The following is a 25,803-nucleotide window of genomic DNA, read 5'->3' as shown; positions in this document are numbered from 1 at the left end:
GAGTCTCGGCCACCGGACTTCCCCGATACCCGGGCAGCAGCGGCCAGGGCCAACCTCTTGGACAGGCCGGCGAGCGGCTGCGGGCGACCCTGGCCTGCGTGCTCAGCTCCGAGCCCGCGCCCCAGTTGCTGCTGCTCGACGAGCCGACGAACAACCTCGACCTGGTCAGTGTGGGTCGGTTGGAGGCCGCGCTGAACGCGTACGAGGGCGCGTTCGTGGTGGTCAGCCATGACGAGCGGTTCCTCACCGAGATCAAGGTGGACCGCTGGTTGCGGCTCTCCGAAGGCCGGCTGCCGGAGACGAGCGGGCCCGAAAGGCACTGACGCCCGAACGGGACCCGCATCGAGCCGTTTCCTCGCAGCTCCTCGCAGCGCCACGTCCGCCCGCTCCTCCCTCCCGCCGGGCAACGCCCCGGCGGGCGGAGAACCCATGCCGTGGTGATGTACGTGCCGGAAACAGCCCTGCTCGCCCACGATCTCGCCCGCACGCTCGGGACGCGGCGCGTCCTCGACAGCGTCTCGCTCACTGCTGCCCCGGGCACCGGGTCGGACTGGTCGGTGAGAACGGTGCCGGGAAATCCACCCTGCTGCGGTTGCTCGCCGGAGTCGACGAGGCCGACGCAGGGACCGTCGTGGCGTTCAAGTCGGTTCCGACCTGCTCGACGCCACCGGCCAGGTCGAGGCCCAGCACAGCGGGGAGTGTCCGCCGCGCATCAGGGGCCTTGCTTGCGCGGATCTTGGTGTCCAGAGGATCGACCCTTCTGGCCCTCGCGGGGCTCATTCCCAGATATGGGATAGAGTGCCGAATATGAGAGGCGATGGTGAGGGCAGGGATGGGCACCGTGACCCCGTCGACGTACGGCTGGCCGCACGGCTCGCCGAGCTGAGGGCCGAGCGCGGCTGGTCCCTGGACGAGCTCGCGCAGCGCAGCGACATCAGCCGGTCGACGCTGTCCCGTGCCGAGCGCGGGGAGATCAGTCCCACCACCTCCCTGCTCGGCAAACTGTGCGCGGTCCACGGCCGGACCATGTCCCAGCTGCTCAGCGAGGTGGAGGCGGAGCCCGCCCAGGTCGTGCGCGCCGACAGCCAGACGGTCTGGACGGACCCCGACGCCGGGTTCGTCCGCCGCTCCGTGTCCCCGCCGCAGGCCGGCCTGCGTGCCGAGATCGTCGAAGGGCGCCTCGCCGCGGGCGCGGACCTCGCGTACGAACGGCCCCCGGTGCCCGGTATGGAGCAGCACGTCTGGGTGCTGGAAGGCACGCTCGGGATCACCGTCGGCGACGAGTCCCACGTACTGCAGAAGGGCGACTGCCTGCGCTTCCGGTTGTGGGGGCCGACGCGCTTTCGCTGCCCCGGCCCGGAGCCCGTCCGCTATGCCGTGGTGGTGGTGCTGCCATGACCCAGGAGACCGTGGCTCGTGTCCACGCCGACGAACTCGACGCGCTTGCACCGCGGTTGGCGGACCTCCTCGTCGACGCCGTCGACGGCGGTGCATCGGTGGGCTTCCTCGCGCCGCTCGAGCGCGCCGCCGCCGAGGCCTGGTGGCGTACGCACACAGCCGCGATCGCGGACGGAAGCCGAGCCCTCTGGACGGCCCGTACGGGTGGTGGCCGCATCACCGGCACCATCAGCCTCGGATTCGCCACGTACCCCAACGGACGACACCGCGCCGAGATCGCCAAACTCCTCGTCCACCGCGACGCCCGCGGCCGCGGCCTCGGCCGTGCGCTCCTCGCCACGGCGGAAGGCGCGGCGGCGGCCGCCGGAGCCACCCTGCTGCATCTGGACACCGAGAGCGGCAGCCCGGCCGAGGCCCTCTACCGTTCGGCCGGGTGGACGGCGGCCGGGATGATCCCCGACTACGCCGCCGACCCGGCCGGCCGGCTGCATCCGACCACGGTGTACTACAAGAGTCTGGCGCCGCTGGGTCAGTAGCGCAGCCGCGACAGGTACGTGTAGCTGTTCTGCGCGGTCGCGAACGGATCCGCCGGTGAGTCGTGCTCGACGAGCCACTGCCGCACGCCGCCGCTGCTCGCTGTGTCGAACATCGCGGCGAAGTCCAGGACACCCGAGCCCACATCGGCGAAACCGCCGTCCGGGGCCATGTCCTTGACGTGCAGCGCCGGGAAACGGCGCCGATGGCGTACGAACAGGGTGCGCGGATCCGCCCCGCCCTTGGCCGCCCAGTACACGTCCAGCTCGAAGCGGACCAGCTCGGGATCGGTCTCCTCGAGAAGGATCTCGTACAGGTTCTCGCCCTCCACGACGGCGTGGTCGGCGCCGTGGTTGTGGAAGAGCAGCGGTCCGAGCCCGGCCTCCCGAGCGGCCCGGCCCGCCTTGTTGAACTCGCGTGCCGCCTCCCGGAATCCGGCCGGCGTGTGCATCGCACCGGGCAGGCTCGGAACCACGATCCAGCGGGCGCCGAGCGTGTGGATGTCGTCGAGCGCCTGCGGCAGACCGCTGCCGGTCACCGTGGTGTACGCGACATGCTCCAGGACCGCCTTGAGACGGGTCTGGTCGAGCATCTGCCGGATTGCCGCGGCACTGTGTCCGTGACGGCCGCTCACGCCGACGGTCGCGTACCCCATCCCGGCGAGTCGGGCGAGCGTGCCCCCGAAGTCCTGGGCCAGGGACGTGCGCATCGTGTACAGGTGCATGCCGATGCCGGACGGCGGAATGCGACGCCGCCGTCCACAGCCGTTCCCGTCCGTCCCGGCCGCCTGTGCGGCCGCCGGGGTGCCCAGCCCCGCCGCCGCGGCGACACCGAGCGCCGTCCCGAGGAACCCTCTTCGTGTGGAATGCATGAGACCTCTCCTCTCAGCTCACCGTGATCCGGACGGCGCCGGTCGTCGTGTCGCCCTTGTCGTCCGTGACGGTCAGATGCGCCGTGTACGCACCCGGCCTGGCGTACGTGTGCGTCGCCCCGGGCCCCTCGGGGGCCGTGGCCTTGCTGTTGTCGCCGAAGTCCCAGTGGTACGCGGCGATCGTGCGCCCGGACACCGGCTTCACCGTCGAGGCGAGCGCCACGGTGAGGGGCGCTGCGCCTGTCCCGGGCGTCGCGGTGAGCGCGACCTTGGTCCCGGGGCGCTTCTCGACGCCCCGCCCGTTGAAGTGCAGCCAGTCGACGGCGAACAGATCGGGTTTCTCCGCCGACCACGCGGGGTTCGTGAACACCGCGTACAGCTTCACGGTGCGCCCGGGGTCCTTGAGCGTCGTGGTGGGGGAGACGACGTTGCCCCAGTCGCCTGTGTCGGGGACGGTGACCCGTCCGAGCAGCGGACCGGTGGGGGAGTCGGCACGGAAGTCGACCGTCCCGCCGAGCCCGGCCGACGCCGCCCCGACCGTCACCGAGTCGATGCCCTTGAGGTGTACCGGATCGAGCATGATCCAGTCACCGTTCTCGATCTCGGTGAGCCGTTTGCCGCCCGAGGCGTCGGCCCGGCTCGCCACGACGGCGCCGCCCTGCGCACCTCCTGTCGTGGTGAAGTGCTCCGCCTCGCGGTACGCCGGACGCAGCGTCAGCGACGCCGAGCCGGTCAGCGCGGGCACACCACCCGGGCCACCCTTGTCCTCGTACTGCGCGCTGATGCCGTAGTACAGATTCTGTCCCGGGCCGTGGCTGTCGCCGGCGTCGGTCACGATCTCTCCCGCGCAGCCGGTGTAGTTGTCGAGCGGATGCAGATGGGAGTCGTGGCCGAGCTGCGACTGGACGACGACGCGCGAGCAGTCGATCGGGCTGTGCCGGCCGTCCTCCCGGTCCTTCACCCGCACGGTGAAGGGGATGGTGTCGCCGAAGCTGAACATGCCGCCGTTCGGAGGCTGCTGGATGGTGACCTCGGGCCGGGAGTTGCCCACGGTGATGTCCTGGACGGCGAGCGCGGTGAGCTGCTGCGGTCCTGTCACCGTGAGCCGGGCCGTGTAGCGCCCGTTCGTCCGGTAGGTGTGCGTCGGGTCGGCCTCGGTCGAGTCCGTCGTCCCGTTGCCGTCGAAGTCCCAGGCGTACGTGACCGGCTTCCCGTCCGGCAGCCCGGAGCCCGCGCTGGAGAACTTCACGGTGAGAGGTCCGGGGCCGTTGTCCGGACTCGCCGTGGCCTTGGCGTCGGGGAGCCTGCCGTCGGCGACGTAGTCGATGCGGTAGATGCCCGAGCCCTCGTTGCTGCCGCCGCGGCCCGTGCCGCTGCCGAGCCCGAAGTCGATCACGTACAGCGCGCCGTCCGGGCCGAAGTCCGCGTCGAAGGGCTGGTTCCATGACATGTCACCGAACACCGCGTTGATGGACTGCAGGTCGCCCGTCTTGGCCGGCGCGAACCGGGGGTCGGTGAACGTCTGGTCCTTCTGCTGGATCGAGAAGGACTTGAACCACTTGCGCGTGAGCTCGTAGTTCAGCCACTTCCCCTCGAAGTACTCGGGGAACTTCGTGCGGTACGTGTTCGCCGGGTCGTAGTCGTAGACCGGGCCGCTCATGGGGCCGCCGCCCCCGGTGCCGAGCTCCGGGAATTCGGCGGAAGCGGAGTACGCGTACCAGACCGTGGCGGGCTGGGCCGGCGGCAGATCCCGCAGGCCGGTGTTGTTGGGCGAGTCGTTGACCGGCTTCGCGCAGTCGAAGGCCGGGCCCGATGTCCTCGTCGCGAAGTCGTAGTCGATGAACGGGGTGTTGTTGCCGGTGCAGTAGGGCCAGCCGAAGTTGCCCGCCTCGGTGACACGGGTGTATTCGACGGAGCCCTCGGGGCCACGCTCCGGCTGGGCCTGGCGCGCGTCGGGCCCGTAGTCGGCCACGAGCAGCGCGCCGCTCAGCGGATCCGTCGTGATCCGGAACGGATTGCGCATGCCCATCGCGTAGACCTCGGCGCGGGTCCTGTCCGTGCCGGGCGCGAAGAGGTTGCCTTCGGGGACCGTGTAGGTGCCGTCGGCCTTCGGGGTGATGCGCAGGATCTTGCCGCGCAGATCGTTGGTGTTGCCCGAGGTGCCCTGGGCGTCCCAGGCCCTGCGCCCTTCGCGTTCGTCGATCGGTGCGAAGCCGTCGGAGGCGAACGGATCGGTGTTGTCGCCGGTCGCGACGTACAGATTGCCGCTCTTGTCGAAGGCGAGTGAGCCCGCCATATGGGAATTGGCCCGGCCTTCGCCGCGCAGGGTGGGAATGGTCAGCAGCCGCTTCTCGGAGGCGGGGTCGACCGTGTTGCCCGTGACCGTGAACCGGGAGAGGTTGAGCTGGTTCTCGGACTTGTCCGAATGCAGCAGATAGAGCCAGTTGTTGGTCGCGAAGCCCGGATCGAGGGTGAGCCCGAGCAGTCCGTCGGACTGGCTGGTCATCTCCGGGGTGTAGGCGAAGTCCAGCGCGGTCGTGACCTTCAGCGTCGACTGGTCGACGACCTTCAGCTTGCCGGTGCGCTGGATGAAGAAGACACGCCGGTCGGGTGCGACGGCCAGCTCGAAGGGGTCGGCGAGGTCGCTGGTGACGAGGGGCGTGCGCTGGAAGGCGCCGGTCTTCGTCGCGGTGCAGTCGCCTGGCTTGTCGCCCGCGGCCCACTGGATGCCGCCGAGCAGATGCTTCAGGAAGCCCTCTTCCTGGAACGCCGACGCGGCGTGACCGCCGGCGGTGAACCAGGAGCGGCCGCCGTCGTAGTTCTGGCACCACGACCACGGGTGGTCGACGCCCTCGTCGAGGCCCGTGATGCCGTCGCGCACCTTGATCTGGGCGAGGGTGTGGACCTTGCCGGTCGGATTGGTGCGCCAGTTGTACCACTCCTCGGTACGCTCCCAGAGCTCCGGAAGCCCCCGGGTGGAGGGGTGGCTCTGGTCGAGCACCTTGATCCGGCCGGTCTGGACAGCGGGGTGCTGGTCGAAGATGGCTCCGACGAGGCCCTCGTACCACTGCCAGTCGCGCTCGCTCGCCGACGCGGCGTGCACACCGACCCATCCGCCGCCTGCGCGGATGTACTTCTGCAGGGCCGCTCGCTGCTCGGCGTCGAGCAGATCGCCCTTTTCCGGGGTGGAGTTGGTGTTGTTGAAGACGATGGCCTGGAAGCGGGCGAGATTGGCGTCGGTGAAGGCCGTCGCGTCATCGGTGGCCTCGACCTCGAAACCGTTTTCGCTGCCGAGCTTCTTGATCGCGTCGATCCCCGCCGGGATCGAGTCGTGGAAGAAGTTCGTGACCTTCGAGAAGACCAGAACGCGGAACGGCGCCGCTTCGGCGCGGGGGGCCGTGGCCACCCCGAGGCCGATGATCAGCGCCAGTAACGCCGTGATGGCCGTGATGGCGGTGCGAGCCGTGCGTGCGGCGTGTGCCGTGCGTGCCTTGCCTGCGGTGACTGGTGACATGGTTCTGCGACTACTCATGGCGCTCCCGGTGCTGGTGAGGCGGCTGCGGGTGTCGTCAGATGACGGAAAGCGCTTTCTGGAGTGCGTCGCTCAGCGTAGGTTCCGGTGTCGCGGGGGGTCAATGGGTCGGAAGAGGGCTCTGGTGACGGCCCGTCGGCCGGGAGCGGTGATTGTCGGTGGCGCACCGTACGGTCGTCGCATGGCCAACGCGGACGACGTACGCAGAATCGCGCTCTCGCTGCCAGGGGCGGTCGAGAAGCTTGCCTGGGGCATGCCCACGTTCCGGGCCGGTCAGGGCGGAAAGATCTTCGCCTCGCTCGACGACGACGATCAGGCGATGGGGGTCAAGTGCCCCAAGGAGGACCGGGAGGAGCTGATGGCCTCCGAGCCCGACAAGTTCTTCATCCGCCGTGGGCACGACGACGGCTACGCCTGGATGCGGGTGAGGCTCGCGGCGCTCGACGACGAGGAGGAGTTGTACGCGATCCTGCTCGACTCCTGGCGTCAGGCGGCGCCGCGCAAACTGCTCGATGCCTACCCGGAGTTGGGGTCAGCGGGCGGGCAGTGATCATCGCTGCGGACCGCAGTTGAGGAAGACGAGTGTCGGGGGTCGAAAGGTTTAGCGAATCCGATGTGATGACATTCACCATGGTCACTGCCTGTACTAACTCACTGTAATGAGCCGCCTACGACTTATTTACGTACAGTTACGTGTGTGCAGACAGTCGACGAAGGAGACTCATGCGACCGTTCGTACTGAACTACGTACTTCCGGCCGTGAGTCCAGCGGTTACGGTTCCTTACAGCTACGACCCCGCCCTGCAGTTGAACGTGCTGCCTGACGGGCGCCCCGCCGTGGACGACCGCGCAGTGCTCCTGGCCACCGGCACGACCACGTCCACCGCCGGGTCCAAGACGCACTTCGACGACTGAACAGACCGGCACGAGACATGACTGCGCTCATCCTGACCTGCAGGCAGGACGTCACGGCGGACATGGTGGTCGCCAAGCTCCACGAGCGGGGCGTGCCCCTCGTGCGCCTGGACCCCGCCGACGTGCCCGGTGAGGCCGCCCTCTCGGCCGAGTACGTCCATGGTGACTTCTACGGCCATCTGTCCATGGACGGGCGCCTGTTGAGCATGGGCGCTCTGCGCTCCATATGGGTTCGCAGACCCGGCGAGCCCGCGGCACACGCCCCCGAGCCCTCGGAGTGGCTGACCGCCGAGACCGAACAGGCGCTGTACGGAATGCTCTACTCCGCCACGGCGCGGTGGATGAACCATCCCTCCGTGTCGACGCAGGCGCGGTGCAAGCCCTGGCAGTTGAGCATGGCGCACCGCAGCGGTTTCGCCGTGCCGCCCACGGTCATCACCACGTTCCCGCGTGTGGCCCGGCAGTTTGCCGCGCAGTACCGGGACATCGTGGTGAAGTCCGCGTCCGGCCCCCCGGTCGGCGACCCTCCGGTCGCCCTGCCCACCACCCGTATCGATCAGGACACCGACTTCAGCGGTGTGGCGGCCGGCCCGACGCTGTTGCAGCAGTACATACCCAAGCGGGCCGACATCCGGCTGACCTCGGTCGGCAGCCGGCTGTTCGCCGCCCGCAAGCTCTCCGCGGCCGACCAGGTGGACGGCCGGTACGGCAGCACCGGCCATGGCTGGGAGCCCGCGGAGATCCCCGGCCGCATCGACCGTGCCGTCCGCGAATACACGAGTCTTGCCGGCCTCGCCTACGCCGCGTTCGACTTCGCCGAGGACGCCGAGGGCGTGTGGTGGTTCCTGGAGTGCAACCAGGGTGGCCAGTTCGGATTCATCGAACTGGAGACCGGTCAGCCCATCGCGGAGGCCGTCGCCGCCTGGCTCGCCGCTGGGCCGAACGGGGGAAGGGGTGTTACGACGCCCCCATCGACCGGGGATGGTCAACGTGTTCTGTGAACAGTTCGTTCTCTGAACACTTCTGACCGCTTCTGTGAAGGAGAAGCCATGCGTATGCGCACTCTGGCGGCGACCGTCGGGCTCACCGCTGCCGCGCTCTTCGGCGGTGCTGGTGCCGCCGTGGCCGACAACGGCGCCGAGGCCATCGGTGCCACGTGGTACTCGGGCGGCGTGCTGTCGGGCAACGTCGTGCAAGTGCCGGTGTCCGTGCCCGTGAACCTCTGCGGCAACGCCATCAGCGTCCTCGGGCTGCTGAACCCGGCCGTGGGCAACGCGTGCAGCAACGGCTGACGGCGGCTCGCCCGGCCGCGGCCCTACGGGCCCGGCCGTGGCGAGCCCCGCTCAGCGGGGCAGGAACCGGGTGATCCGGTCCCGCAGGCCCGCCGGGTCCGGTCCGTGTGCCGTGAGGTGCTCGTCGGTCCGGCCGTAGCGGCGGAGTTCCCGCCTGGCGACGCCCAGGCCGAGGACGCGGTGCGGGATGTCGGCGAGTGCGTCGTTGGCGGCGGACGTGGACGTACCGGCGAGGTACGGCTCGACGAGCACCACGTCCGCCGCCCGCCGCCGGCCGCCCGGCGCACCCGTCGCCGCGTCGAAGGGGCGCACAGCCGTCGCCTACAGAACGGTCACATCCAGGCCGCCCGTCGCCGCGAGGACGTTGCCCAGCATGGGCCGACGGCGATCATGACCCCTCGCGCCCCTCTCGCACGGTCAGGAAGCGGGCGCCGTCGACCGGCAGCGCCCGGCCGCCGGACTCGGCGGCAGCCGCACGTACACCTGGTCGTCCCCCGCTGCCGCCTTCCGCAGCAGAGCCGCGGCCTCGTCGGGGTGTCCCGGCACATGGACGGTCCAGCCGTCGAGCGTGTCAGCACCCGGTCGTACAGCACCCACAGCGCGTCGAGGGTGGAGGTCGCCGAGGGGCCGTGCTTCTCGTCGCTGTCACGAGGGCCGGTGGGTCAGGTCCTGGTGGCCACGCTTCGTGCTCAGCCGCGTGCTCCCCATGCGACTCACCGTGAAACTTGAACCACACTTGAGGTCGACCGGCAAACGGTTCGTGACCACCGGGGGAAGTGCGGTATGGTTCTCGTGCGCGATCGGCCGGGGGAAACCCCAGGTCAGACGGGCATCGGGACGTGGCGCAGCTTGGTAGCGCACTTGACTGGGGGTCAAGGGGTCGCAGGTTCAAATCCTGTCGTCCCGACTCTGCATTCCGCAGGTCGGAGGTCGTCTTCTCAGAGATGGGAAGACGGCCTTTCGTGCGTTCGAGGGTCTGGTGCTCGCCATTGTGCTCGCATGCCGCGTCCGGGTGCGGTGTGCCGGGCGCGGAACTCCCCCGGCACTGGGCGTGCGATGGTCTCAGCCGTTCGGCCCACGAGATCGCCGACGTGCTGCGCACCTGACCCTCCGCGTCGCGGCGGTCACTGCCGGCGGAGGATGGTGCAGATATCGCCCTCCGAGCAGGCCCCGCGTCCGTCTCAGCGGCCCGCCGGCCGAGGTCGCGCAACATGGCCTGGGTCGTGCGGAGTTCCGCCATGCGCCTCCCGATCCGGTCGAGGTGCCCTTCGATCAGCCGGGCGACGTGGCAGCACGGGGCTTCGCCCCTGTCGCGCGGGTCCGGTACCGAGCGGATCTCGGCGAGCGTGAGTGTGGTGACGGATGGGAAGCGGCTCAGGAGCTCAGGTGGCTGGTCGTGGTGGCCGCGAGCGCGGCGGCCGCGTCGGGGACGGGCGTCTCGCCCGAGGTGAGCTCGGCGATGATGCTGCTGAGGCCGGCTCGTGCAGCGCTGCGTCGATGAACGCCGCCACGTCGTCGCGGTGCACATCGTCGTACTCGACCGCCGGGCCGGCCGAGACACGACCGGTGCCGGGGGTGTCGAGGAGTGTTGTGCCGGTCAGAGTGTGGAGGCCAGCCTCTGCAGGATCCGAGCGGCAGGCTCGGCCGTGGCGTGGCGGTACCCGGTACCGGCCCACATGTTGATCCGTTCGGGATCGTCTGCTGCAGCGGCGGCCTTGCGCGTCGGGCTGGTCAGGTGGTGCAGGGCGGGATAGCCGGCCGGGGCGAGGCCGGTGTATCGGTCGGTGAAGTGGTTGCGCAGTGCCCTGGCGGGCCGGCCTGTGAAGGCCCTGGTCACCACGGTCTGCCGTCGTGTCGGGTCGGCCAGTGCGGCCTTGTGGGGTCGTGAGGTGCCGGCCTCGTCGGCGCGCAGCAGGACGGTGCCGACCATGACCGCCGCGGCTCCGGCGCGCAGTGCCTCGGTCACGTCGGCCGGGGTGGCCACTCCGCCTGCGGCGACGAGCGGCAGGGACACCGCCTGGCGTACCTCGCCGAGCAGGTCGGTCAGGGGGACGGGCACCGGGGATGTGCTGCGGGGTGAGTGTGCCGGAGTGCCCGCCCGCGGCCGAGGCCTGCACGGCCAGCATGTCGACACCGGCGTCCGCTGCCAGGCGGGCCTCGGCAGGCGAGGTGACGGTCTGGACGACCATGGTTCCGGCGGCGCGCAGCGCGGCGATGACGGCTGCCTCGGGGATGCCGAAGGTGAAGCTGACGACCGGTACCGGATCGGACAGCAGCAGGTCGACCTTGTCCGACCAGTGGTCGTCGTCCTCGACGATGCCCGCTGAGAGCGCGTCGACGTCGTAGGTCCGGGCCTCGGGTGCGATCGCGCGGGCGTAGCGACGGAAGGCCTCCGGATCGACCGGGACGGGGTTGGGCGCGAACAGATTGACCCCGAAGGCGACCCCGCCGGCGCGGACCTCGACGATGTGCTCGGCCAGCGCGTCAGCCGTCCTGTATCCGCCGGCGAGGAACCCTAGGCCGTTCGCCCGGGCTGCTGCGGTGACCAGTGCGGGAGTGGTCGGGCCGCCGGCCATCGGGGCGGCCAGGATCGGGGTGCTCACCCCGAGAGCGGCCAGTGGCGAGACCATGATGTGTGCGTTCCTCCTTGTGAGGGGGCGATGCTCGCCTTGTCAGGTCTCACGGCGAACCGAACGCGGTCGGTGCGCGGGACGGGCTCGGCCTGCCCCGGACATGGCGTGTGGGTCCGACGTGCCGCCTGAGGATCTTTCGAGGCCGCCCATGGTCCACCGGCCGGCCCGACAGCTGCAGATCGAGTTCTGCCGCTGTCGTGTCAGGTGGTGGCCGGCGCCTGCGGCGCGCGAGCGCCCAGCAGCCCCAGGCAGTTCGTCCAGAGCGCGTTGAGCTGGGACGTGTTGTTGTAGAGCTTCGCGAACAAGACCTGGCCCTCGAGCTGCGCGACCACGGACCGGGCGGCTTCACGGGTGTCGGTGACGGCGACCTCGCCACGCTCGAGAGCCTCGGTGATGATCGAGTCGACCATCTCGACCTGGGCTTCGAAGATCTCCTGCAGGCGTTTACGGACGGCTTCGGTCTGGTTGCTCATCTCCAGGGTGAGATTCCCGAACATGCACCCTGAAACGGTTCCGCAGCTCTGCTGACCCGCGCGCTGGCCGGCTTCCGTCTCCTCGAACAGCCGGCGCAGCCGCTGCAGTGGCTCCGCATCGCTGTTGAGGATGCGAGTCCAGTCGCTTCGCTGGCCGGCCCACTGCTCGTCGATGACGGCCAGCGCGAGAGCCTCCTTGGACTCGAAGAAGTAGTAGAAACTGCCCTTGGGCACTCCGGCTGCCTTGCAGATCTCGGCCACGCCCAGGGCGGAGTAGCCGCGCAGCTCGATGAGCGACTGCGCCGCGCTCAGGATCTTCTCTCTGGCATCACTGGTCCGTCCCATGGGGCCAGTATACGACCGCTCGACTACGTTTTACTGGACCGGTCGGCTACACATGGCCCGACCGTCGTCGCGGCGTCGGATCCACGGGAATTCCGAGTGACCGGCGTGCGCATGCGGGCCGCTCGGTGGATCGTGCAGATAAATCCGCATTTCCACTGTTTGACGATTGTCGACCAGTCGCCTACTTTATAGGCGACCGGTTGGTTATTTCGGCTGGTCGCCACATAGCACCCCATGCGAAGAAGGTCATCATGAGCAGTCAGGGTCAGAAGGTCGCGGTCATCACCGGCGCCTCGCAGGGAATCGGCGCCGGGCTGGTCGATGCCTACCGCAAGCTCGGCTACGCGGTCGTCGCCACCTCGCGCAGCATCGCCGAGTCGCAGGACCCGGACGTCCTCACCGTCCCGGGGGACATCGCCGAGCGCGCCACCGCGGAACGCGTCATCGCCGAGGGCGTGGCGCGGTTCGGCCGGATCGACACGCTGGTCAACAACGCCGGGATCTTCATCCCCAAGCCGTTCACCGAGTTCACCGAGGAGGACTACGACGCGGTGCTCGGCGTGAACGTGAACGGCTTTTTCCGGATCACGCAGCTCGCGGTGGAGCGCATGCTCGAGCAGGGCGGCGGTCACGTGGTACAGATCACGAGCACTCTGGCCGACCAGGCCAACTCCCACGTGACCTCGGTACTCGCCTCGCTCACCAAGGGTGGCCTGCAGTCCGCCACCAAGGCCCTGGCCATCGAGTACGCCACCCGCGGCATCCGCAGCAACGCCGTCGCCCTGGGCACCATCAGGACGCCCATGCACTCCCCGGAGCACCACGCCGCCCTCGCCGCCCTCCACCCCGTCGGCCGTATGGGCGAAATCAGCGACATCGTCGACGCGGTCCTCTACCTCGAGAACGCCCCCTTCGTCACCGGCGAAATCCTGCACGTCGACGGCGGCCAGATCGCCGGCCACTGAGGCGCAGGCCACCCGCCGTCCTGCCGCTCGACATGCAGGGGTCGGCAGGGGTCGATGCACCCGGACTGTCCCGGGCACCTCGCTCGTGTCCGGTCCGGACCGGTCCGGACCGCGGCAGGGGCGGCCCTCCGGCGCCCTCGCGGCGTGCGTCGAAGTCGTTCGGGCGGTCGGCGCAGTGTTGCTTGCGGGGTCAAGGATGGGTCGGCTCCTTGAGTTGTCAAGGAGCTAAAGTGTGGGCATGTCGTCAAAAGAGCAGCCCCTTCAGCCGATGAGTCAGAGCGAGGAGGCGTTCGTGCGGGCGCTGGGCCGGGTGCTGCTCGCGCTACCGCGCGTGGTGGATGCCGACATGACCCGCGGCGGGGGGCTGCCGCTTTCCGAGTACAAGCCCCTCATGTACCTGTCCGAGGCTCCGCAGCAGCAGATGCGAATGAGTGAACTCGCCTCGGTCTGCGACCTCTCGCTCAGCGGTATGACCCGCGTCGTCAACCGGCTCGAGCGGCAAGGCTGGGCCCAGCGCACCAAGTGTGCCGAAGACGGGCGTGGATGGAACGCCGTGCTGACCGAGTCCGGGCTTGCTCGCCTGGAGCAGGACTGGCCGACCCATCTGGCCAGCGTGCGACGGCACCTCCTCGACCATTTCGGTGGTCACGACCTCACTCGGCTCACCGCCACGCTCCAGCGGGTCGCCACCTCCGACCAGGCGGACCACGCCTGATCCCTGACGGGCTCGATCGCGGTGCGGGTCGTCCTCCGGTCCAGGGCGGCCCGTGATGCGGGGCACTGATCCGCGCCTGCGCAATCGTGGTGTCGCCCGGGCGCGCCGGTGAGGTCCCGACCTGACCGGCGCCTGCCCACGACGTGCCAGGTGTGCCGCTCCACGCCGGTCCGCATCACTGCCCCGTTCGGCGCGCAGACGACGTCACAGTCGCACCGCTCGACCTGTCGGCGGCCGAACGCCGGCCCGGAGACGGCATTCGCGTCGACGCCCCACGAGGCCGGCCCTCACCGTCCAGGCGTCCGCCGTGGCACGGCCGAGTGCGCCCTCGACCTGTAGGCGGCGGCTTGCCTGTCGCCCGAGTGATCCGGCCCGGCCCCTGGTCCGTTTCCGCTCCTCAGGCAGGGCCTTCCGTGCTCTCCTTGGCGGCCTTGAGCTTCCGCCACACCGTGCCCAGCGCCTCGAGGTCCTGCTGGTCGAGGAGCTCGGTGAAGACGGGCGCCAGGCACTCCCGCCGCGTGGCGTCGGCCTCGGCGAAGAGGTGGTGGCCCTCCGGTGTGAGGGCGACCTCGACGGAGCGGGCGTCGCGGGGCGACGGGGTCCGGGTGACCAGGCCACGGCTCTGGAGGGCGTCGACGACACGGGAGACCTGGCTGCGGCTGAGCATGGTGCTGTTGCCGAGCACGGAGGCCGGAACAGGGTCCGGGCTGGTGGCGAGCCACAGCATGACCTCGAACCAGGAGACCGGCAGGTCGTGGGCCTTGCTGAGGGCGCGGTCGACGCGCTCGGTGAGGGTCGTGCCGGCCCAGACCAGACCGTAGAAGGCGTAGTCGGCGGCGGGCATCTCCGCCTGGGTGAGCTTCCTTTTCGGCATGCTCCGATCTTACGGGTTGCGTGCGCACGCACATAATGATTAAGGTGTGTGTACACGCACTGAATCGTCCGGCTGTGCGGCGATTCACCCACGTCCCCCTACGAAAGGCCCCACCATGTCCTCCACGCCCTCCAAGGTCGTTCTGATCACCGGCACCTCCTCCGGCATCGGCCTCGCCGCCGCCGTCGCCGCGGCGCAGGCGGGCTGGCACACCGTCGCGACCCTGCGCGACACCGGCCGTGCCGACGCACTGCGCAAGGCCGCCGCCGAGGCCGGGGTCGAGCTCGACATACGGCAGCTCGACGTCACCGACGAGGTGTCCGTCGCCTCAGCGGTCGACGGCGTGATCGCCGACCTCGGCCGCCTCGACGCCGTGGTCAACAATGCGGGCGCCGGACACGTCGGCACCCTGGAGAACGACACCGTCGACGAGGTCCGCACCGTCATGGAGACCAACTTCTTCGGCGTGCTCCACGTCTCCAAGGCCGCCCTGCCGCACCTGCGTGCCTCCGGCGGCCGGCTGATCACCGTCACCAGCGTCGGCGGCGTCGTCGGTCAGCCCTTCAACGAGGCTTACTGTGCGGCGAAGTTCGCTGTCGAGGGCTACATGGAGAGCCTGGCCCCCGTCGCCGCCACGCTCGGCGTGAGCGTCACCCTGGTCGAGCCGGGCGCCGTGGCCACCGAGTTCGTCAACAACATCGGGATCGACGTCGAGGCCGAGATCGCCGCCGCCGGACCCTACGCCGACGCGCTGCACCACTACGCCAACCGCACCGTCGCGCAATTCCTCAGCGGCGCGCAGACTCCGGCCGAGGCCGCCGAGGCCGTGCTGGAGGTGCTCACCGCGGACCACCCGGCGCTGCGTGTCCAGACGTCCGACTGGGCGCGCGGCTTCACCGGCACCAAGCTCGCCGACCTGGACGGCTCGGCCGTGCTCGGCACCACCGGAACCTGGGTCCGCTGACCACGGCGGAGCCCGTACGCGCCGGCGCCAGGGGCCGTACCGGATCGTCCGGTACGGCCCCTCGCACCGAGACGGACCCTAGCCCTCCAGCCGTGCCGCCAACTGCTCGGGCAGCACGTCCCGGTTCTCCGCAGTCACCTGGACCAGTTCGATGCCGGCGCTCCGCTTCAGGGCATCGGTGAACGGGTCGTGGTGAGCGTGCACGGTGGCGACGACATCGATGCCGGCCGTGAACAGGCGCTCGACGGCCTCCCGGAACGCTGAGCTGGACAGCTCCATCCGGCCCAGCTCGTCGATGAGCACAAGATCCCCCGGTGCCGGGTCCCGGGACACCGACGCCAGGGCCGGCACCGCCAGCTCGTCCATGACGCGCGGATCGACGCCGTACCGCCCGACGCGCGGCGGCCCGGGGAAGCCGACATGTGCGAGCACGGCCCGCCGGCCGTCCAGCGTCTCCAGCGCGAAACCCACCCGGGCGGCGCCCTGACGGATCTCCTCCGTGGTGAAACCGACGAGCGCACGCGTGCGCAGCAGCGCGGTCAGCCGCCGCACGGCGGTCGTCTTGCCCACACCCGGGCGCCCTTCGAGCAGGATCCTCGTCGGCATCTCGTCCTCCGATCCGTTCGCGTCCGCCGCCCACGTCCCCCGGTCGGGCTCATGGCGTCCCCGCATCCGTGTACCGGAGCAGCGCCCCCACGCCGTCCCGCAGCCGCAGGGCGCTCTCCGGTACGACGACCAGCTCGGCGGCCGTGGCCACCAGGGCCCGGACCAGAGCCTCGTCGGCCGGTTCCTCGCGGGGTGCCCGTACCCCGAAGGACGTGAGCTCCGCCTCGGTGAGGGCGACCTGGGTGGGGCGCGGACCGACCCAGAGCAGCCGCCGCGACCCGGTGTGCGGATTGAACAGAAGAGCGGTGACCTGGCCGCGCTGGAGCGCGGCGACGGCGGCGGCCAGGCCCTCGGCCGTGGCGCCGTCCCGCGCCCGCCGGGCGACGAAGATCTCCACGAGTGCCCGGTCGTGCTCGGCCATGCACCCGCGGAAGACGTCCTCGAGCTGCGCCTCCAGCAGAGCGCGCCCGGTGTCCGTCGGCGTGGGGCCGCCCACCCGCACCACCCGGGTCCGCAGCCTCTCCGGCAGTCGGCGGACCAGGACGCTGCACGCCCATTTGTCCCCGCCGACCACGACCGCGTCCGCGCCCTCGTGCCGCGCCCGTGCGTCCAGCTCGTGGCCGAGCCGGGCCGCGGCGTCGTGCCACTGCGCGACCGGCACCCGCCGACGCCGCCGCTCACCGGGGGCGACGCTGGACACGGGCCAGGTCCCGCCCTCGGCGGCCACGGTCACCGTGCCTTCGGTCCCGGCGGTCGGGAGTCCGCCGTAGTGCACGACCACCGCGAGATAGGGGATCTCCGGCAGGTGCTGCACCACGAGGGGCATCGCGTCGGGAAGCATGCCGTAGCGCGCGGAGTCGTGCGCGGGCGGCGCCGGCAGCTCACCGTCCAGCACCAGCGCCCCGTCGGCCGTGAAGATCGCCTGCCCATGCATGCCGGGCAGCTCCGCGTCCGCACCCACCACCCGCTCCGCGGCGGTGATGGACGCCCGGTCCGCGCCCTGCCGTGCCAGCTCGTCGCGCAGCCGGCGCCAGCGCAGCGCGATGGCCCGCTCCGGATCCTCGATGTCGCGCGAGGTGTCCAGATACACGGAGGTGAACGGGCCGGGCTCCGCGTAGAGAGGCTGCAGGAACGACAACCTCATCGCCCCTCCTCGTCGCTCGTCTCCTCCGTCTCCTCACTTCGATGATGCACGCGCTCGGGCGCGGAAGGGCAGGAGAGGCCGCCGGCGGACGGTGCGGTGAGCGCGGCCGCCGACGGTCAGGCGTTCAGTGCCGCGGCCAGCTGGGCGCGCGAACGGACGTCCAGCTTCTGGTAGATGCGGGTCAGCCGGGCCTCCACCGTCTTCACGCTCAGATACAGCTTGGCCGCCGCCTCCTGGTTGCTGGCTCCCTGGCCCACCAGCTGGGCGAGGCGCAGCTCCGCATCCGTGAGGGCGGAGAGGGCGCCGCCGCGGGACGACGGGGCGGGGTCCGGAGCCCCTGCCGGGGTCTCCTTGGCCAGCCCCAGCCAGGGCGCCGCGCCCGCCCGTTCGAAGATCGCGGCCGAGGCCTGCAGCGCGTTCTGCGAAGCGGACCGCCGACGGCGGCGGCGCTCCACGCGGGCGAGCGCCACCAGCGCCCGGCCGCGCTCGAGCGGCAGGCCCGCGGCGCCGAAGGCCTCGGCGGTGTCCGTCAGCAGTCCGGCCGCCTCGTCGGGCTTGCCGCTCGCCGCCAGATACAGCGCGTACGCCCGGTCGCAGCCGAGCAGGACGGTCCCGCGGCCGAGGCGTTCCGCCACCGGACGGACATCCGCGATCAGAGCCGCGGCCTCCTCCGGGGCGTCGTTCGCCAGCAGTGCCTCGGCCAGCTCCTCGTGCCAGCGGAGCATGGAGGGGTCGACGGTCGCCTGGGCCCGTTCGCCGGACTGGACCCGGCGCAGGGTGTCCAGGGCGTTCGTCACGTCACCCGTGACGAGCTGGACGCGGCCGAGTGCGTACAGGCTGCGGGAGAGGAAGACGTGGTCGCCCTCCTCCTCGGAGGCCTGGACGCTGCGCCGTGCATAGCTGGCGGCGCGCGCGAAGCTGCCGCCCGCGGTCTCGGCGAGGGCCAGCGCGTACCAGGCGGGGCCGGGGGAGAGGCCCGCTTCCAGGGTCAGGGCGAGCGACCGTCCGGCGTGCGCGAGGACCGCCGCGCACTGGCCCTGGCGGGCCTCGACCTCCGCGAGCGTACGGAACAGCTCGATCGCGTCCTCGACCGGACCGCGCCGCTCGACCAGCGGCAGCAGGGCGCCGAGCTGTTCGCGCGCGTCGGTGAGACGGTCGTCGAAGAGCGCATGACGGATCGTCAGTATCTGGGCGGTGTTGCGGACTCCGAGCGGACGCTCGACCATCTCGAGGGCCCGCGCCTCGGCGAGCACGCGCTCGGCGTCCGGCGAGCCCAGGACCCGTTCCATGCGCGCCTGGACGGTCAGCGCCCGCGTCGCCGTCATCCGGTCGCCGACCGACGCGGCGAGCGCCGCCGACTCGACGGCGGCGGCCCGGGAGCGTACCGGGTCGCCTTCGGCGAGTACGTGCTTCACCGCGAGCCGGAGCTGGACGGCCGCCCGCAGCGCCGTGTCGCCCTCCGAGTCCTCCATGGCGTGCACGTAGATCTCGTCGAGTCCCGTCAGCCCCTGACCCGCCGTGTCCAGCACCGCGAGCCGCGCCCGCACACGGTCGGCCGGTGACGCGTCGCGCGCGAGGAGATCCGTCGCGGCGCGCATCGCCAGGTCGGCGCGGGCCGCCCGCGCGGCTTCCTCGGCGGCGTCGACCAGGCGGGCGATCCGCTGGGCACCGTGGCGGCCGGGTGTGGACTCGGCCGCCAGCAGGGCGAGTTCGGCGGCCAGCGCGCTGTTGCCTCGGCGGCGGGCGGTCTCGGCGGCCGCCCCGACCTCGGCGGCCAGCCGCTCGTCCGGGACATCGGTGGCGAGCGCCCGGTGCCGTACTTCCTCCACGGGGTCGTCGACGACCCGGGCGAGCGCGGCGTGCCCCTCGCTGCGCCGGGTCCAGCAGGCGTCGTGCACGAGCGTCGACGGAAGGAGGCCGGCCGTGAAGGCCACCGTCCCGTCCTCGGTGAGCGAGATCAGCCCGGCCCGCTCGGCGGTGGCGAGATCGGCCTCGGCGGTGGGCCGGCCCGCGCGGCGGATCAGTGACGCGGTCGGGCGCAGGGCCAGTGCGGCGAGCAGCAGGGTGGTGCGCACCGAGGGCGATGCGGCGCCGAGCAACTGCCGCGCGAGATCGCGGGCGCGGCCCGACAGGGACAGCGCCTCGGCGTGGTGCACGGGAGTACGGGCGTCGGCGAGGGAGCGGCCGACCGCGAGCGCGAGGCGCGGATTGCCGCCGCTGGCCCGGTGGATCCGGCCGGCCATCCGGGACGGAAGCCGGTGGTGGATGAGGAGTTCGGCGATCTCGTCGGCCTGCAGCGGCGGAACGTTGAGGACGTCCGCCTCGGACGGCACCCACAGGGGCTCGGGGCCGTCGGCGGTGTCGGTGTCGGTGTCGGTGTCGGTGTCGGTGCCGGGTCGGGCTGACTTCGGCCCGTGTGCCGTCGGTCGGTACGTCGTGGACCTGTACGTCGTCGGTTCGTGCGCCGTCCGCTCGTGCGTCGTCGGTCCGTGCGTCTCCGGGGTCTCGACGGCGACGACCCGCAGTGTCGGCGGCGCGAGATGCAGTGCGAACCGCAGCAGATCGGCGCTGTCGGCGTCCATGTGCTGGACGCCGTCGACGACGAGCAGGGCGGGTCCGCGGGCGGTGAGCGCGCGCAGGATCTGCGCGAGGGCCAGCCGCAGCGCGATGGGGTCCCAGCCACCTTCGGGAACGGGCGCCTCGCGGCACAGCATGGCCACGGCGGTGCGCTGGGGGCCGGGCAGCCCGTCGAGAACGTCGTACGGGCCGGACGGCGCCGGACCGGGGCTCCCGGATCCGCCCACGGCGCCGGACCGCCCCGTACCGCCCGAACCGCCAGGTCCGGCGGGCATGTCCGCACCGGGGGAGCCCCCTGGGCGGCCCGCCTCCGGCCAGGTGACGCACGAGCGGACGGCGGCCACCAGCGCGGCCGCCACCGCACCCGGTATGGACCGGTCGGTGGGGAGCGTGGCGAGCCAGAGGACGGTGTCGCCGCGGGACTCCGCGCGGGCCGCCGTGGCGAGGGCGAGCTCCGTCTTGCCGACGCCTGCGGGGCCCGTGAGAAGGGCGCGCCCGCGCGTGTGCAGGACCCCTTCGAGACGGGCGAGAAGGTCGGCCCGGCCGACCGGCGCTGGAGGTCCCCCCACGCCCGCAGGGCGCAGGGGGAGGTAATCCGCCGACGTCACGTGCCCACCACCACCTTCCGGCGTGCGCGGGCCCCCTGCCCGTTCGAGCAGAGGATACGAATCGTTTCGCTGCAGTCCAGGCCCCTGGTCCGGCATACGGACAGGTCTGGACCGGAGCGACGGCGGGGCGCGCTCGCGGCATGTGCCTGCGAACGCGCCCCTGACCAGCGATGATTCCGATGTGCCGCTGTCTCAGAAGGTGAGACTCCAGGTATCGATGTAGCCGGTGTCACCCGATGCCACATCGCGGACCTGCAGCTTCCATGTGCCGTTGGCGACCTCGCTGGACGCGTCGACCGTGTACGTCGCGAGGACGTTGTCGGCGCTGTCCGAGCCGGAGGAGGCCTTCAGGTTGCGGACGGTCCCGTCCGGGGCGACCAGGTCGATCACCAGGTCGCCGCGCCAGGTGTGCTTGATGTCCACGTCGACCTTGAGGGCGGCGGGGGCGTTGCCGGTGCGGCCGGTGACGGCGATCGAGGACGAGACGGTGGCGAGGTCGCCGATCGTGACATTCGTCCCGTTGGTGAACGTCGTACCGCCGGGGGTGGTGCCGGTGGCTGCGTTCACGGTCTTCGTCGCATCGGCGATACCGGCGCCGCAGCCACCGGCGCAGGTGCCGGGCAGCGGCCGGGCGTTGGCCTTGATCGCCGACTCGATCTCGGCCGGGGTCAGCGCCGGCTTGGCCGACTCCAGCAGCGCGGCGAGACCGGCGATGTGCGGAGCGGCCATCGATGTGCCCTGGTAGGGCTTGTAGTTCTCGGTCGACTGGGTGGTCGCACCGGAGTTCAGCGTGGAGAGGACGCCGTTCTCGGGGGTGGTGACGGTGCCGGGCGTGTCGGTCGCGCGGCGGGTCTCACCGCCGGGCGCGGCGACATCGACGATGCTGCCGAAGTTCGAGTAGAAGGAACGGTTGCCCTCGCGACTGGTCGACGCCACGTTGATGATGTTGGCGCAGTTGGCGGGGGTGAAGCCGGATGCGTTGGCGTTGCTGTTGCCCGCCGCGACGACGACCGTCGTACCGCGGGAGACCGCGCCGTTGATGGCGTTCTGGTAGACGCTCGGGCAGGTGGAACTGGCGCCGCCGAGGCTCAGGTTGATGACCTTGGCCGGGTTCGCGTTCGCCGGGACGCCCGGGACGCTGCCGCCGGACGCCCAGGTGATCGCGTCGGCGATGTCGGCCGACGAACCGCCGCACTTGCCGAGGACGCGGACCGGCTGGATCTTCGCGTTGTACGCGATGCCCGCGACGCCCTTGCTGTTGTGGGTCGTCGCCGCGATGGTGCCCGCCACGTGCGTGCCGTGCCAGGAGGAGTTGCTCGCCTTGGAGCCGGTGCCGCACTCGCCGTCGGTGGCGTTCCAGTCGCCCTCGTCCTTGGCGTCGGCATCACGGCCGCTGCCGTCACGGGCGTCCGCCGAGCTGGAGATGAAGTCGTAGCCGGAGACGACATTGCCCGACAGATCCGAGTGGGCGGCGTAGCCGGTGTCGATGACCGCGACGGTGACGCCGCTGCCGGTGGTCTTGTCCCAGGCGCCCGGTACGTTCATGCCGCCGGTGGCCTCGAAGAGGTCCCACTGCTTGGTGTACTCGGTGTCGTTCGGGGTGACGGCCATCGCGTAGGCACGGATGTCGGGCTCCACGGACGCCACCGAGGGGTCGGCGCGGAAGGCGTCCATGACCTCGGTGAGGTCCTTCTTGGACGCCTTGCCCCCGAGGTCGACGAGGGCGGAGCCGCCGGCGAGCCGGCGCTCGAAGGACAGGCTCTCGCCGGTCTCGGTGCCCTTGGCCGCGGCGTCGCTCTTCGCCGCCGCGTTGGAACTGGCCTCGGCCGTCCTGGACTTGTAGGTGACGATGACCTTCTCGACGGGTGCGGCCGGGAGGGTGTTCATCGACTGCGAAGCCGGGGCGGGCTTCGGGGAGGGGCCCGCCGGGGCGGCGGCGAGCGCCACGGCGGAGGTGGCGGCGACACCGATGATCGTGGCGGTCGCGGCCACGACGGATATGAGTCTCCGTCCGGAACCGTTCAAGGTGTTCCCTTTCAAGACGCTGCGGAGCGCGGACGGGCGGCGCGGGAACCGTGGTGCGGTGTGGGGGTGCGATCCACGGTTCCCCGGGCCGGGTCGCCCGCGCGCCGCCGCCGGCGCGACGGCCCCTGGTCAAGAGCCGTCACCGGACGAAACCCAGTGTTTACATGCACCTGACAGCTACGCGTCAGGGTCTGGGAACCGCCGGTGCGGCAGACAGTAGGGAAAGGCGAGATGAACCCGATACGGGGAAAACCCTTGTCGCCGCGAGGGAGGCCCCAAGGGCCGGTGCCGTCGGTGCCCTGCGGCCATCACTCCAAGTCCCGGTCGGGTGGCGGGGTGTCGGACGAAGCCGGCATGAGCGGGGAGCCTGCCGGGAGCGTCGGTGCCGGATCATCCTTCCCGGCCGCGGCTGGGCCGGGTGCCGGCCCGGACCTCGACGGCGACCGCCGACCCGCGGTCGAGCGGGCGGACCCGCGCCGTCACCGTCGTCCAGGGAGGCGTGTGCGTACGGGCTGCCGGGCGCCTCGGTCCGAGTGCCGGGGTTGCGCGAGGTGGGAAAATGAAATCGGGACAGTCGCTCCGATTCCGGGAGGTCGCGATGGATGTCCTGGTGCTGGTTGGACGCATTCTCTTCGTGCTGGTGTTCCTTCCCTCGGGTGTACAGCACCTCATGCAGAGCAAGGCCATGGGCGCCTACGCCGCCGCAAAGGGCGTCCCAGCCCCCGTCCCGGCCACGGTGACCAGCGGACTGGTGCTCCTGGCCGGAGGGCTGAGCGTCCTGCTCGGCATCTGGGCGGACCTGGGGTCACTGCTGCTGGCCGTCTTCTGCATCCCGACCGCCGTCGTCATGCACGGCTTCTGGAAGGAGAGCGACCCCGGGACGCGTCAGACGGAGCAGATCATGTTCCTGAAGGACGTGGCGCTGGGCGGCGCCGCGCTCATGCTGCTCGCGTTCTTCTCGTACGTCGGTCACGACCTCGGCCTGACCCTGACCGGCCCGCTCTTCCACATCGGCTGACCCGGCTCAGGGCTTCGCCCCGGCCTGTACGAGGACCTCGCCGGCGGCGGTCCGGTAGTACAGCACCGACCGCCCGGCGCGTCGCCGCCGGATCAGCCCGGCCTCGTACAGCACCTTGAGGTGGCGGCCGACCGACCCCAGCCCCTGCCCGGTCAGCGCCACCAACTGCGTCGTGCTCTTCGGCGTGCCGAGGAGCACGAGTACCGCCGCGCGGGCGGGCCCGAGCAGCGGGCCCAGCCCGTCGGGCACCGGCGCCGCCTCCGGCTCGGCCAGCTCACCCGAGCACGGGTACACCACCGCGTACCGGTGCGGCAGGTCCCAGGCGACCCATCCGGTGCGCGGAGTGACCGGAACGAACAGCAGGTCCGCCGCGGAGATCTCGCGCGGCGGATTGTCCTGCGTGTTGACCTGCAGGCGGCCCTCACCGAGCCAGCGCATTCCCTGGCGCATGCCGGCCAGCGCGGCGGCCCAGCCGCCCTGGCTCAACTGCCCGGTCCGCGCGACGACATCGGCCTCGATGATCCGCCGGCGCCGCGGCCAGTACGGCAGTACGGCCTCCGACCAGACCCACTCCACCAGCCCTGCCGCTTGCCGGGCGAGATCGGGGCGCTGCAGCGGACGGGGGAGCGGGCCGCCCGACGACACCTCCAGATCAGCCCGGACACGCGCGGCGGACGCGTCGCGTATCCGCGCCAGCTCCTCATCGAAAGCCGGCTCCCCGTCGCCCGTCGGCGCCGGGGTCAGGAAGTCCGCGATCCAGCGCCGCCCGAGACCCGCGCGCACGAGCAGCGCGGTGACCGGTTCGGCCGCCAACCGCTCGCGGTACGCGGGCAGATGGGTGTCGAGCCAGAGCCGCTCGCCCGGATGAGCGGCCGTACCCCGTTCCAGGGCGATCAGGCTCGCCGTGGCCTCGGCCAGCGGGGAGAGGGCGAAGCGGCTGCCCGCCAGCGTGTCCGCGCTGATCCGCCACCACCCCATCGTTTCGCCTCCTCGCGAAACAGTAACGCCCGCGCATCCACAGCACCGAGACTCCCTGGCATGCGCACCTACCGAGAGCTCTTCCGCGCCCCCGAGTACACCCCGCTCTTCCTGAACACCACCGCACAGATCGCGGCCTCGACGGTGAGCGGTCTGGCCGTCGGCACGCTCGTCCACGCGGCGACCGGCTCGCCCCTCCTCTCCGCCCTGGCCATGTTCGGTCCGTCGCTCGCCCAGGTGATCGGTGCGACGACGCTGCTCTCGGCGGCCGACCGGCTGCCCCCGCGCGCCGTGCTGTGCGCGCTGCCGCTCGTCTCCGGGCTCGCCATGGCGGCCATGGCCGTTCCAGGCGTGCCCGTGTGGGCCGTCTTCGTGATCCTCTTCGGCCTCGGGACCATCGCGGCCCTCGGTGGCGGCGTGCGGGGCGGTCTCCTCAACGAGATCCTCACGACGGACGGCTATCTGCTCGGCCGCTCCGTCCTCAACATGTCCGTCGGCGCGATGCAGATCTGCGGATCCGTGACCGGCGGTGTGCTCCTCACCGTCCTCTCGCCGCGCGGCACGCTGCTCGCGGGAGCGGCTCTGTACGTCGCCGCCGCGGCCGTCGCCCGTTTCCGACTCGCGCAGCGACCGCCGCGGGCCGCAGGGCGGCCGTCGGTCACCGAGACCTGGCGGAACAACGCGCAACTGTGGTCGTCCACGCCGCGCCGCTACGTCTACCTCGCCCTCTGGGTGCCCAACGGGCTGATCGTCGGTTGCGAGGCCCTCTTCGTCCCGTACGCGCCCACGCACGCCGGGCTCCTCTTCGCGGCGGCCGCGCTGGGCATGCTCATCGGGGACACGGCGGTCGGACGGTTCGTGCCCCGCCGATGGCGGGAGCGGCTCGGTGCCCCGCTGCGTCTGCTGCTCGCCGTCCCGTATCTGCTCTTCGCCCTGCGGCCCGGGCTGCCGCTCGCGATGGCGGTCGTGGTGCTCGCCTCGGTCGGCTATGCGGCGAGCCTGCTGCTCCAGGAACGTCTGATGGCCCTGACCCCTGGGGAGTTGAGCGGGCATGCCCTCGGGCTGCACACCTCCGGCATGCTCGCCATGCAGGGGGTCGGTGCCGCGATCGCGGGTGCCGTTGCCCAGTTCACGTCGCCCGCGACGGCGATGACGGTGATGGCCCTGGCGTCGGTCGCGGTCACGCTGGCCCTGGCGCCGGGGCTGCGTGCCGATGACCCCGACCCGAGCGACCCGACCGACCCGACTGACCGAACGAACCGAACGGATCGGACGGGCCAATCGGTCTGATCGGACCGATCCGGCCGCCCGGGTCGATCCGAGCGAACCCTCGGCC

Annotated in this window: 21 protein-coding genes, 1 tRNA gene and 6 pseudogenes; 14 read left to right on the top strand and 14 right to left on the bottom strand. The window is 71.3% G+C overall.

What is annotated here, in order from left to right; translation table 11 throughout:
* Positions 1-62: 62 nt before the first annotated feature.
* From ABT078_RS14510 to ABT078_RS14495, 4 genes and pseudogenes are all read left to right on the top strand, one after another.
* Positions 63-323: pseudogene (locus tag ABT078_RS14510) on the top strand (P-loop NTPase family protein); the annotation flags it as partial.
* 123 nt (positions 324-446) lie between these two features.
* Positions 447-631 (top strand): annotated as a pseudogene (locus tag ABT078_RS14505) (ATP-binding cassette domain-containing protein); the annotation flags it as partial.
* A 176-nt stretch (positions 632-807) separates the two neighbouring features.
* Positions 808-1,398 (top strand): helix-turn-helix domain-containing protein, encoded by a 591-nt coding sequence (locus tag ABT078_RS14500; RefSeq protein ID WP_351227422.1) that lies wholly within the window; start codon positions 808-810, stop codon positions 1,396-1,398.
* Positions 1,395-1,934 carry a GNAT family N-acetyltransferase gene (locus ABT078_RS14495; RefSeq protein ID WP_351227420.1) on the top strand — a complete coding sequence of 180 codons (540 nt, stop codon included), beginning with the start codon at positions 1,395-1,397 and terminating at the stop codon, positions 1,932-1,934. Before ABT078_RS14500 ends, ABT078_RS14495 begins: the two co-directional genes overlap by 4 nt.
* Here the strand turns inward: ABT078_RS14495 and ABT078_RS14490 are convergent.
* Positions 1,928-2,803 (bottom strand): sugar phosphate isomerase/epimerase family protein, encoded by an 876-nt coding sequence (locus ABT078_RS14490; RefSeq protein WP_351227418.1) that lies wholly within the window; start codon positions 2,801-2,803, stop codon positions 1,928-1,930. The two genes, ABT078_RS14495 and ABT078_RS14490, sit on opposite strands and share 7 nt — an antisense overlap.
* 13 nt (positions 2,804-2,816) lie before the next feature.
* On the bottom strand, positions 2,817-6,335 hold the full coding sequence (locus tag ABT078_RS14485) for a ThuA domain-containing protein (RefSeq protein ID WP_502981218.1): 3,519 nt from the start codon (positions 6,333-6,335) through the stop codon (positions 2,817-2,819).
* A 181-nt stretch (positions 6,336-6,516) separates the two neighbouring features.
* Between ABT078_RS14485 and ABT078_RS14480 the strand changes: the two genes are divergently transcribed.
* From ABT078_RS14480 to ABT078_RS14465, 4 genes are all read left to right on the top strand, one after another.
* Entirely contained in the window at positions 6,517-6,885 is a 369-nt protein-coding gene (locus tag ABT078_RS14480) for an MmcQ/YjbR family DNA-binding protein (RefSeq protein WP_351227416.1), read from the top strand.
* A 173-nt stretch (positions 6,886-7,058) separates the two neighbouring features.
* A complete protein-coding gene (gene tgmA / locus ABT078_RS14475; RefSeq protein ID WP_351227414.1) occupies positions 7,059-7,250 on the top strand; it encodes a putative ATP-grasp-modified RiPP in 192 nt (63 codons plus the stop codon).
* A gap of 17 nt (positions 7,251-7,267) precedes the next feature.
* Positions 7,268-8,251 carry an ATP-grasp ribosomal peptide maturase gene (gene tgmB / locus ABT078_RS14470; protein WP_351227412.1) on the top strand — a complete coding sequence of 328 codons (984 nt, stop codon included), beginning with the start codon at positions 7,268-7,270 and terminating at the stop codon, positions 8,249-8,251.
* A 48-nt stretch (positions 8,252-8,299) separates the two neighbouring features.
* On the top strand, positions 8,300-8,542 hold the full coding sequence (locus ABT078_RS14465) for a chaplin (protein ID WP_351227410.1): 243 nt from the start codon (positions 8,300-8,302) through the stop codon (positions 8,540-8,542).
* 51 nt (positions 8,543-8,593) lie between these two features.
* On the opposite strand, the pseudogene ABT078_RS14460 reads toward ABT078_RS14465, so the two are convergent.
* Together ABT078_RS14460 and ABT078_RS42685 are read right to left on the bottom strand one after the other, a co-directional pair.
* A pseudogene (locus ABT078_RS14460) lies at positions 8,594-9,115 on the bottom strand (transketolase); the annotation flags it as partial.
* A pseudogene (locus ABT078_RS42685) lies at positions 9,061-9,183 on the bottom strand (transketolase); the annotation flags it as partial. The pseudogenes ABT078_RS42685 and ABT078_RS14460, both read right to left, overlap by 55 nt.
* A gap of 192 nt (positions 9,184-9,375) precedes the next feature.
* On the opposite strand from ABT078_RS42685, the gene ABT078_RS14450 reads away from it, so the two are divergent.
* Positions 9,376-9,449: transfer RNA gene (locus ABT078_RS14450), tRNA-Pro, on the top strand.
* 303 nt (positions 9,450-9,752) lie between these two features.
* Here ABT078_RS14450 and ABT078_RS14445 read toward each other — a convergent pair.
* The 4 genes and pseudogenes from ABT078_RS14445 to ABT078_RS14430 form a co-directional block, all read right to left on the bottom strand.
* Positions 9,753-10,070, bottom strand: a pseudogene (locus ABT078_RS14445) (MerR family DNA-binding protein); the annotation flags it as partial.
* Between the two features lie 69 nt (positions 10,071-10,139).
* Positions 10,140-10,601, bottom strand: coding sequence for an NAD(P)H-dependent flavin oxidoreductase (locus ABT078_RS14440; protein WP_351227408.1), 462 nt, complete (start codon positions 10,599-10,601; stop codon positions 10,140-10,142).
* Positions 10,602-10,677: 76 nt separating this feature from the next.
* A pseudogene (locus tag ABT078_RS14435) lies at positions 10,678-11,118 on the bottom strand (nitronate monooxygenase); the annotation flags it as partial.
* A gap of 257 nt (positions 11,119-11,375) precedes the next feature.
* Positions 11,376-11,993, bottom strand: coding sequence for a TetR/AcrR family transcriptional regulator (locus ABT078_RS14430; RefSeq protein WP_351227406.1), 618 nt, complete (start codon positions 11,991-11,993; stop codon positions 11,376-11,378).
* 251 nt (positions 11,994-12,244) lie between these two features.
* On the opposite strand from ABT078_RS14430, the gene ABT078_RS14425 reads away from it, so the two are divergent.
* Both ABT078_RS14425 and ABT078_RS14420 read left to right on the top strand, forming a co-directional pair.
* Positions 12,245-12,958, top strand: coding sequence for an SDR family NAD(P)-dependent oxidoreductase (locus ABT078_RS14425; RefSeq protein ID WP_351227404.1), 714 nt, complete (start codon positions 12,245-12,247; stop codon positions 12,956-12,958).
* A gap of 268 nt (positions 12,959-13,226) precedes the next feature.
* Positions 13,227-13,673, top strand: coding sequence for a MarR family winged helix-turn-helix transcriptional regulator (locus ABT078_RS14420; protein ID WP_351227402.1), 447 nt, complete (start codon positions 13,227-13,229; stop codon positions 13,671-13,673).
* A 397-nt stretch (positions 13,674-14,070) separates the two neighbouring features.
* On the opposite strand, the gene ABT078_RS14415 is transcribed toward ABT078_RS14420, so the two are convergent.
* Positions 14,071-14,547, bottom strand: coding sequence for a MarR family winged helix-turn-helix transcriptional regulator (locus ABT078_RS14415; RefSeq protein ID WP_351227400.1), 477 nt, complete (start codon positions 14,545-14,547; stop codon positions 14,071-14,073).
* Between the two features lie 115 nt (positions 14,548-14,662).
* Between ABT078_RS14415 and ABT078_RS14410 the strand changes: the two genes are divergently transcribed.
* A complete protein-coding gene (locus tag ABT078_RS14410; RefSeq protein ID WP_351227398.1) occupies positions 14,663-15,511 on the top strand; it encodes an SDR family oxidoreductase in 849 nt (282 codons plus the stop codon).
* 78 nt (positions 15,512-15,589) lie between these two features.
* Here the strand turns inward: ABT078_RS14410 and ABT078_RS14405 are convergent, their stop codons facing one another.
* The 4 genes from ABT078_RS14405 to ABT078_RS14390 form a co-directional block, all read right to left on the bottom strand.
* The gene (locus tag ABT078_RS14405; RefSeq protein WP_351227396.1) at positions 15,590-16,117 is read right to left on the bottom strand and encodes a nucleoside-triphosphatase; all 528 of its coding nucleotides are present in this window, start codon (positions 16,115-16,117) and stop codon (positions 15,590-15,592) included.
* Positions 16,118-16,166: 49 nt separating this feature from the next.
* Complete coding sequence (locus ABT078_RS14400) at positions 16,167-17,261, bottom strand: baeRF2 domain-containing protein (protein ID WP_351227394.1); 1,095 nt, start codon at positions 17,259-17,261, stop codon at positions 16,167-16,169.
* Between the two features lie 116 nt (positions 17,262-17,377).
* Positions 17,378-20,407 carry a helix-turn-helix transcriptional regulator gene (locus tag ABT078_RS14395; RefSeq protein WP_502981217.1) on the bottom strand — a complete coding sequence of 1,010 codons (3,030 nt, stop codon included), beginning with the start codon at positions 20,405-20,407 and terminating at the stop codon, positions 17,378-17,380.
* A gap of 231 nt (positions 20,408-20,638) precedes the next feature.
* Entirely contained in the window at positions 20,639-22,438 is a 1,800-nt protein-coding gene (locus ABT078_RS14390; RefSeq protein WP_351227390.1) for a S8 family peptidase, read from the bottom strand.
* Positions 22,439-23,030: 592 nt separating this feature from the next.
* On the opposite strand from ABT078_RS14390, the gene ABT078_RS14385 reads away from it, so the two are divergent.
* Entirely contained in the window at positions 23,031-23,489 is a 459-nt protein-coding gene (locus ABT078_RS14385) for a DoxX family protein (protein WP_502981216.1), read from the top strand.
* Between the two features lie 6 nt (positions 23,490-23,495).
* On the opposite strand, the gene ABT078_RS14380 is transcribed toward ABT078_RS14385, so the two are convergent.
* Entirely contained in the window at positions 23,496-24,467 is a 972-nt protein-coding gene (locus tag ABT078_RS14380; protein ID WP_351227388.1) for an ArsR/SmtB family transcription factor, read from the bottom strand.
* Between the two features lie 60 nt (positions 24,468-24,527).
* Here ABT078_RS14380 and ABT078_RS14375 point away from each other — a divergent pair, with 60 nt between their 5' ends.
* Positions 24,528-25,757 (top strand): MFS transporter, encoded by a 1,230-nt coding sequence (locus ABT078_RS14375; RefSeq protein WP_351227386.1) that lies wholly within the window; start codon positions 24,528-24,530, stop codon positions 25,755-25,757.
* Positions 25,758-25,803: the final 46 nt, after the last annotated feature.

This window comes from Streptomyces sp. NPDC002133, assembly GCF_040296405.1.
Classification (GTDB): Bacteria; Actinomycetota; Actinomycetes; order Streptomycetales; family Streptomycetaceae; genus Streptomyces.
This window is presented reverse-complemented; position numbering and strand designations above follow the sequence as displayed.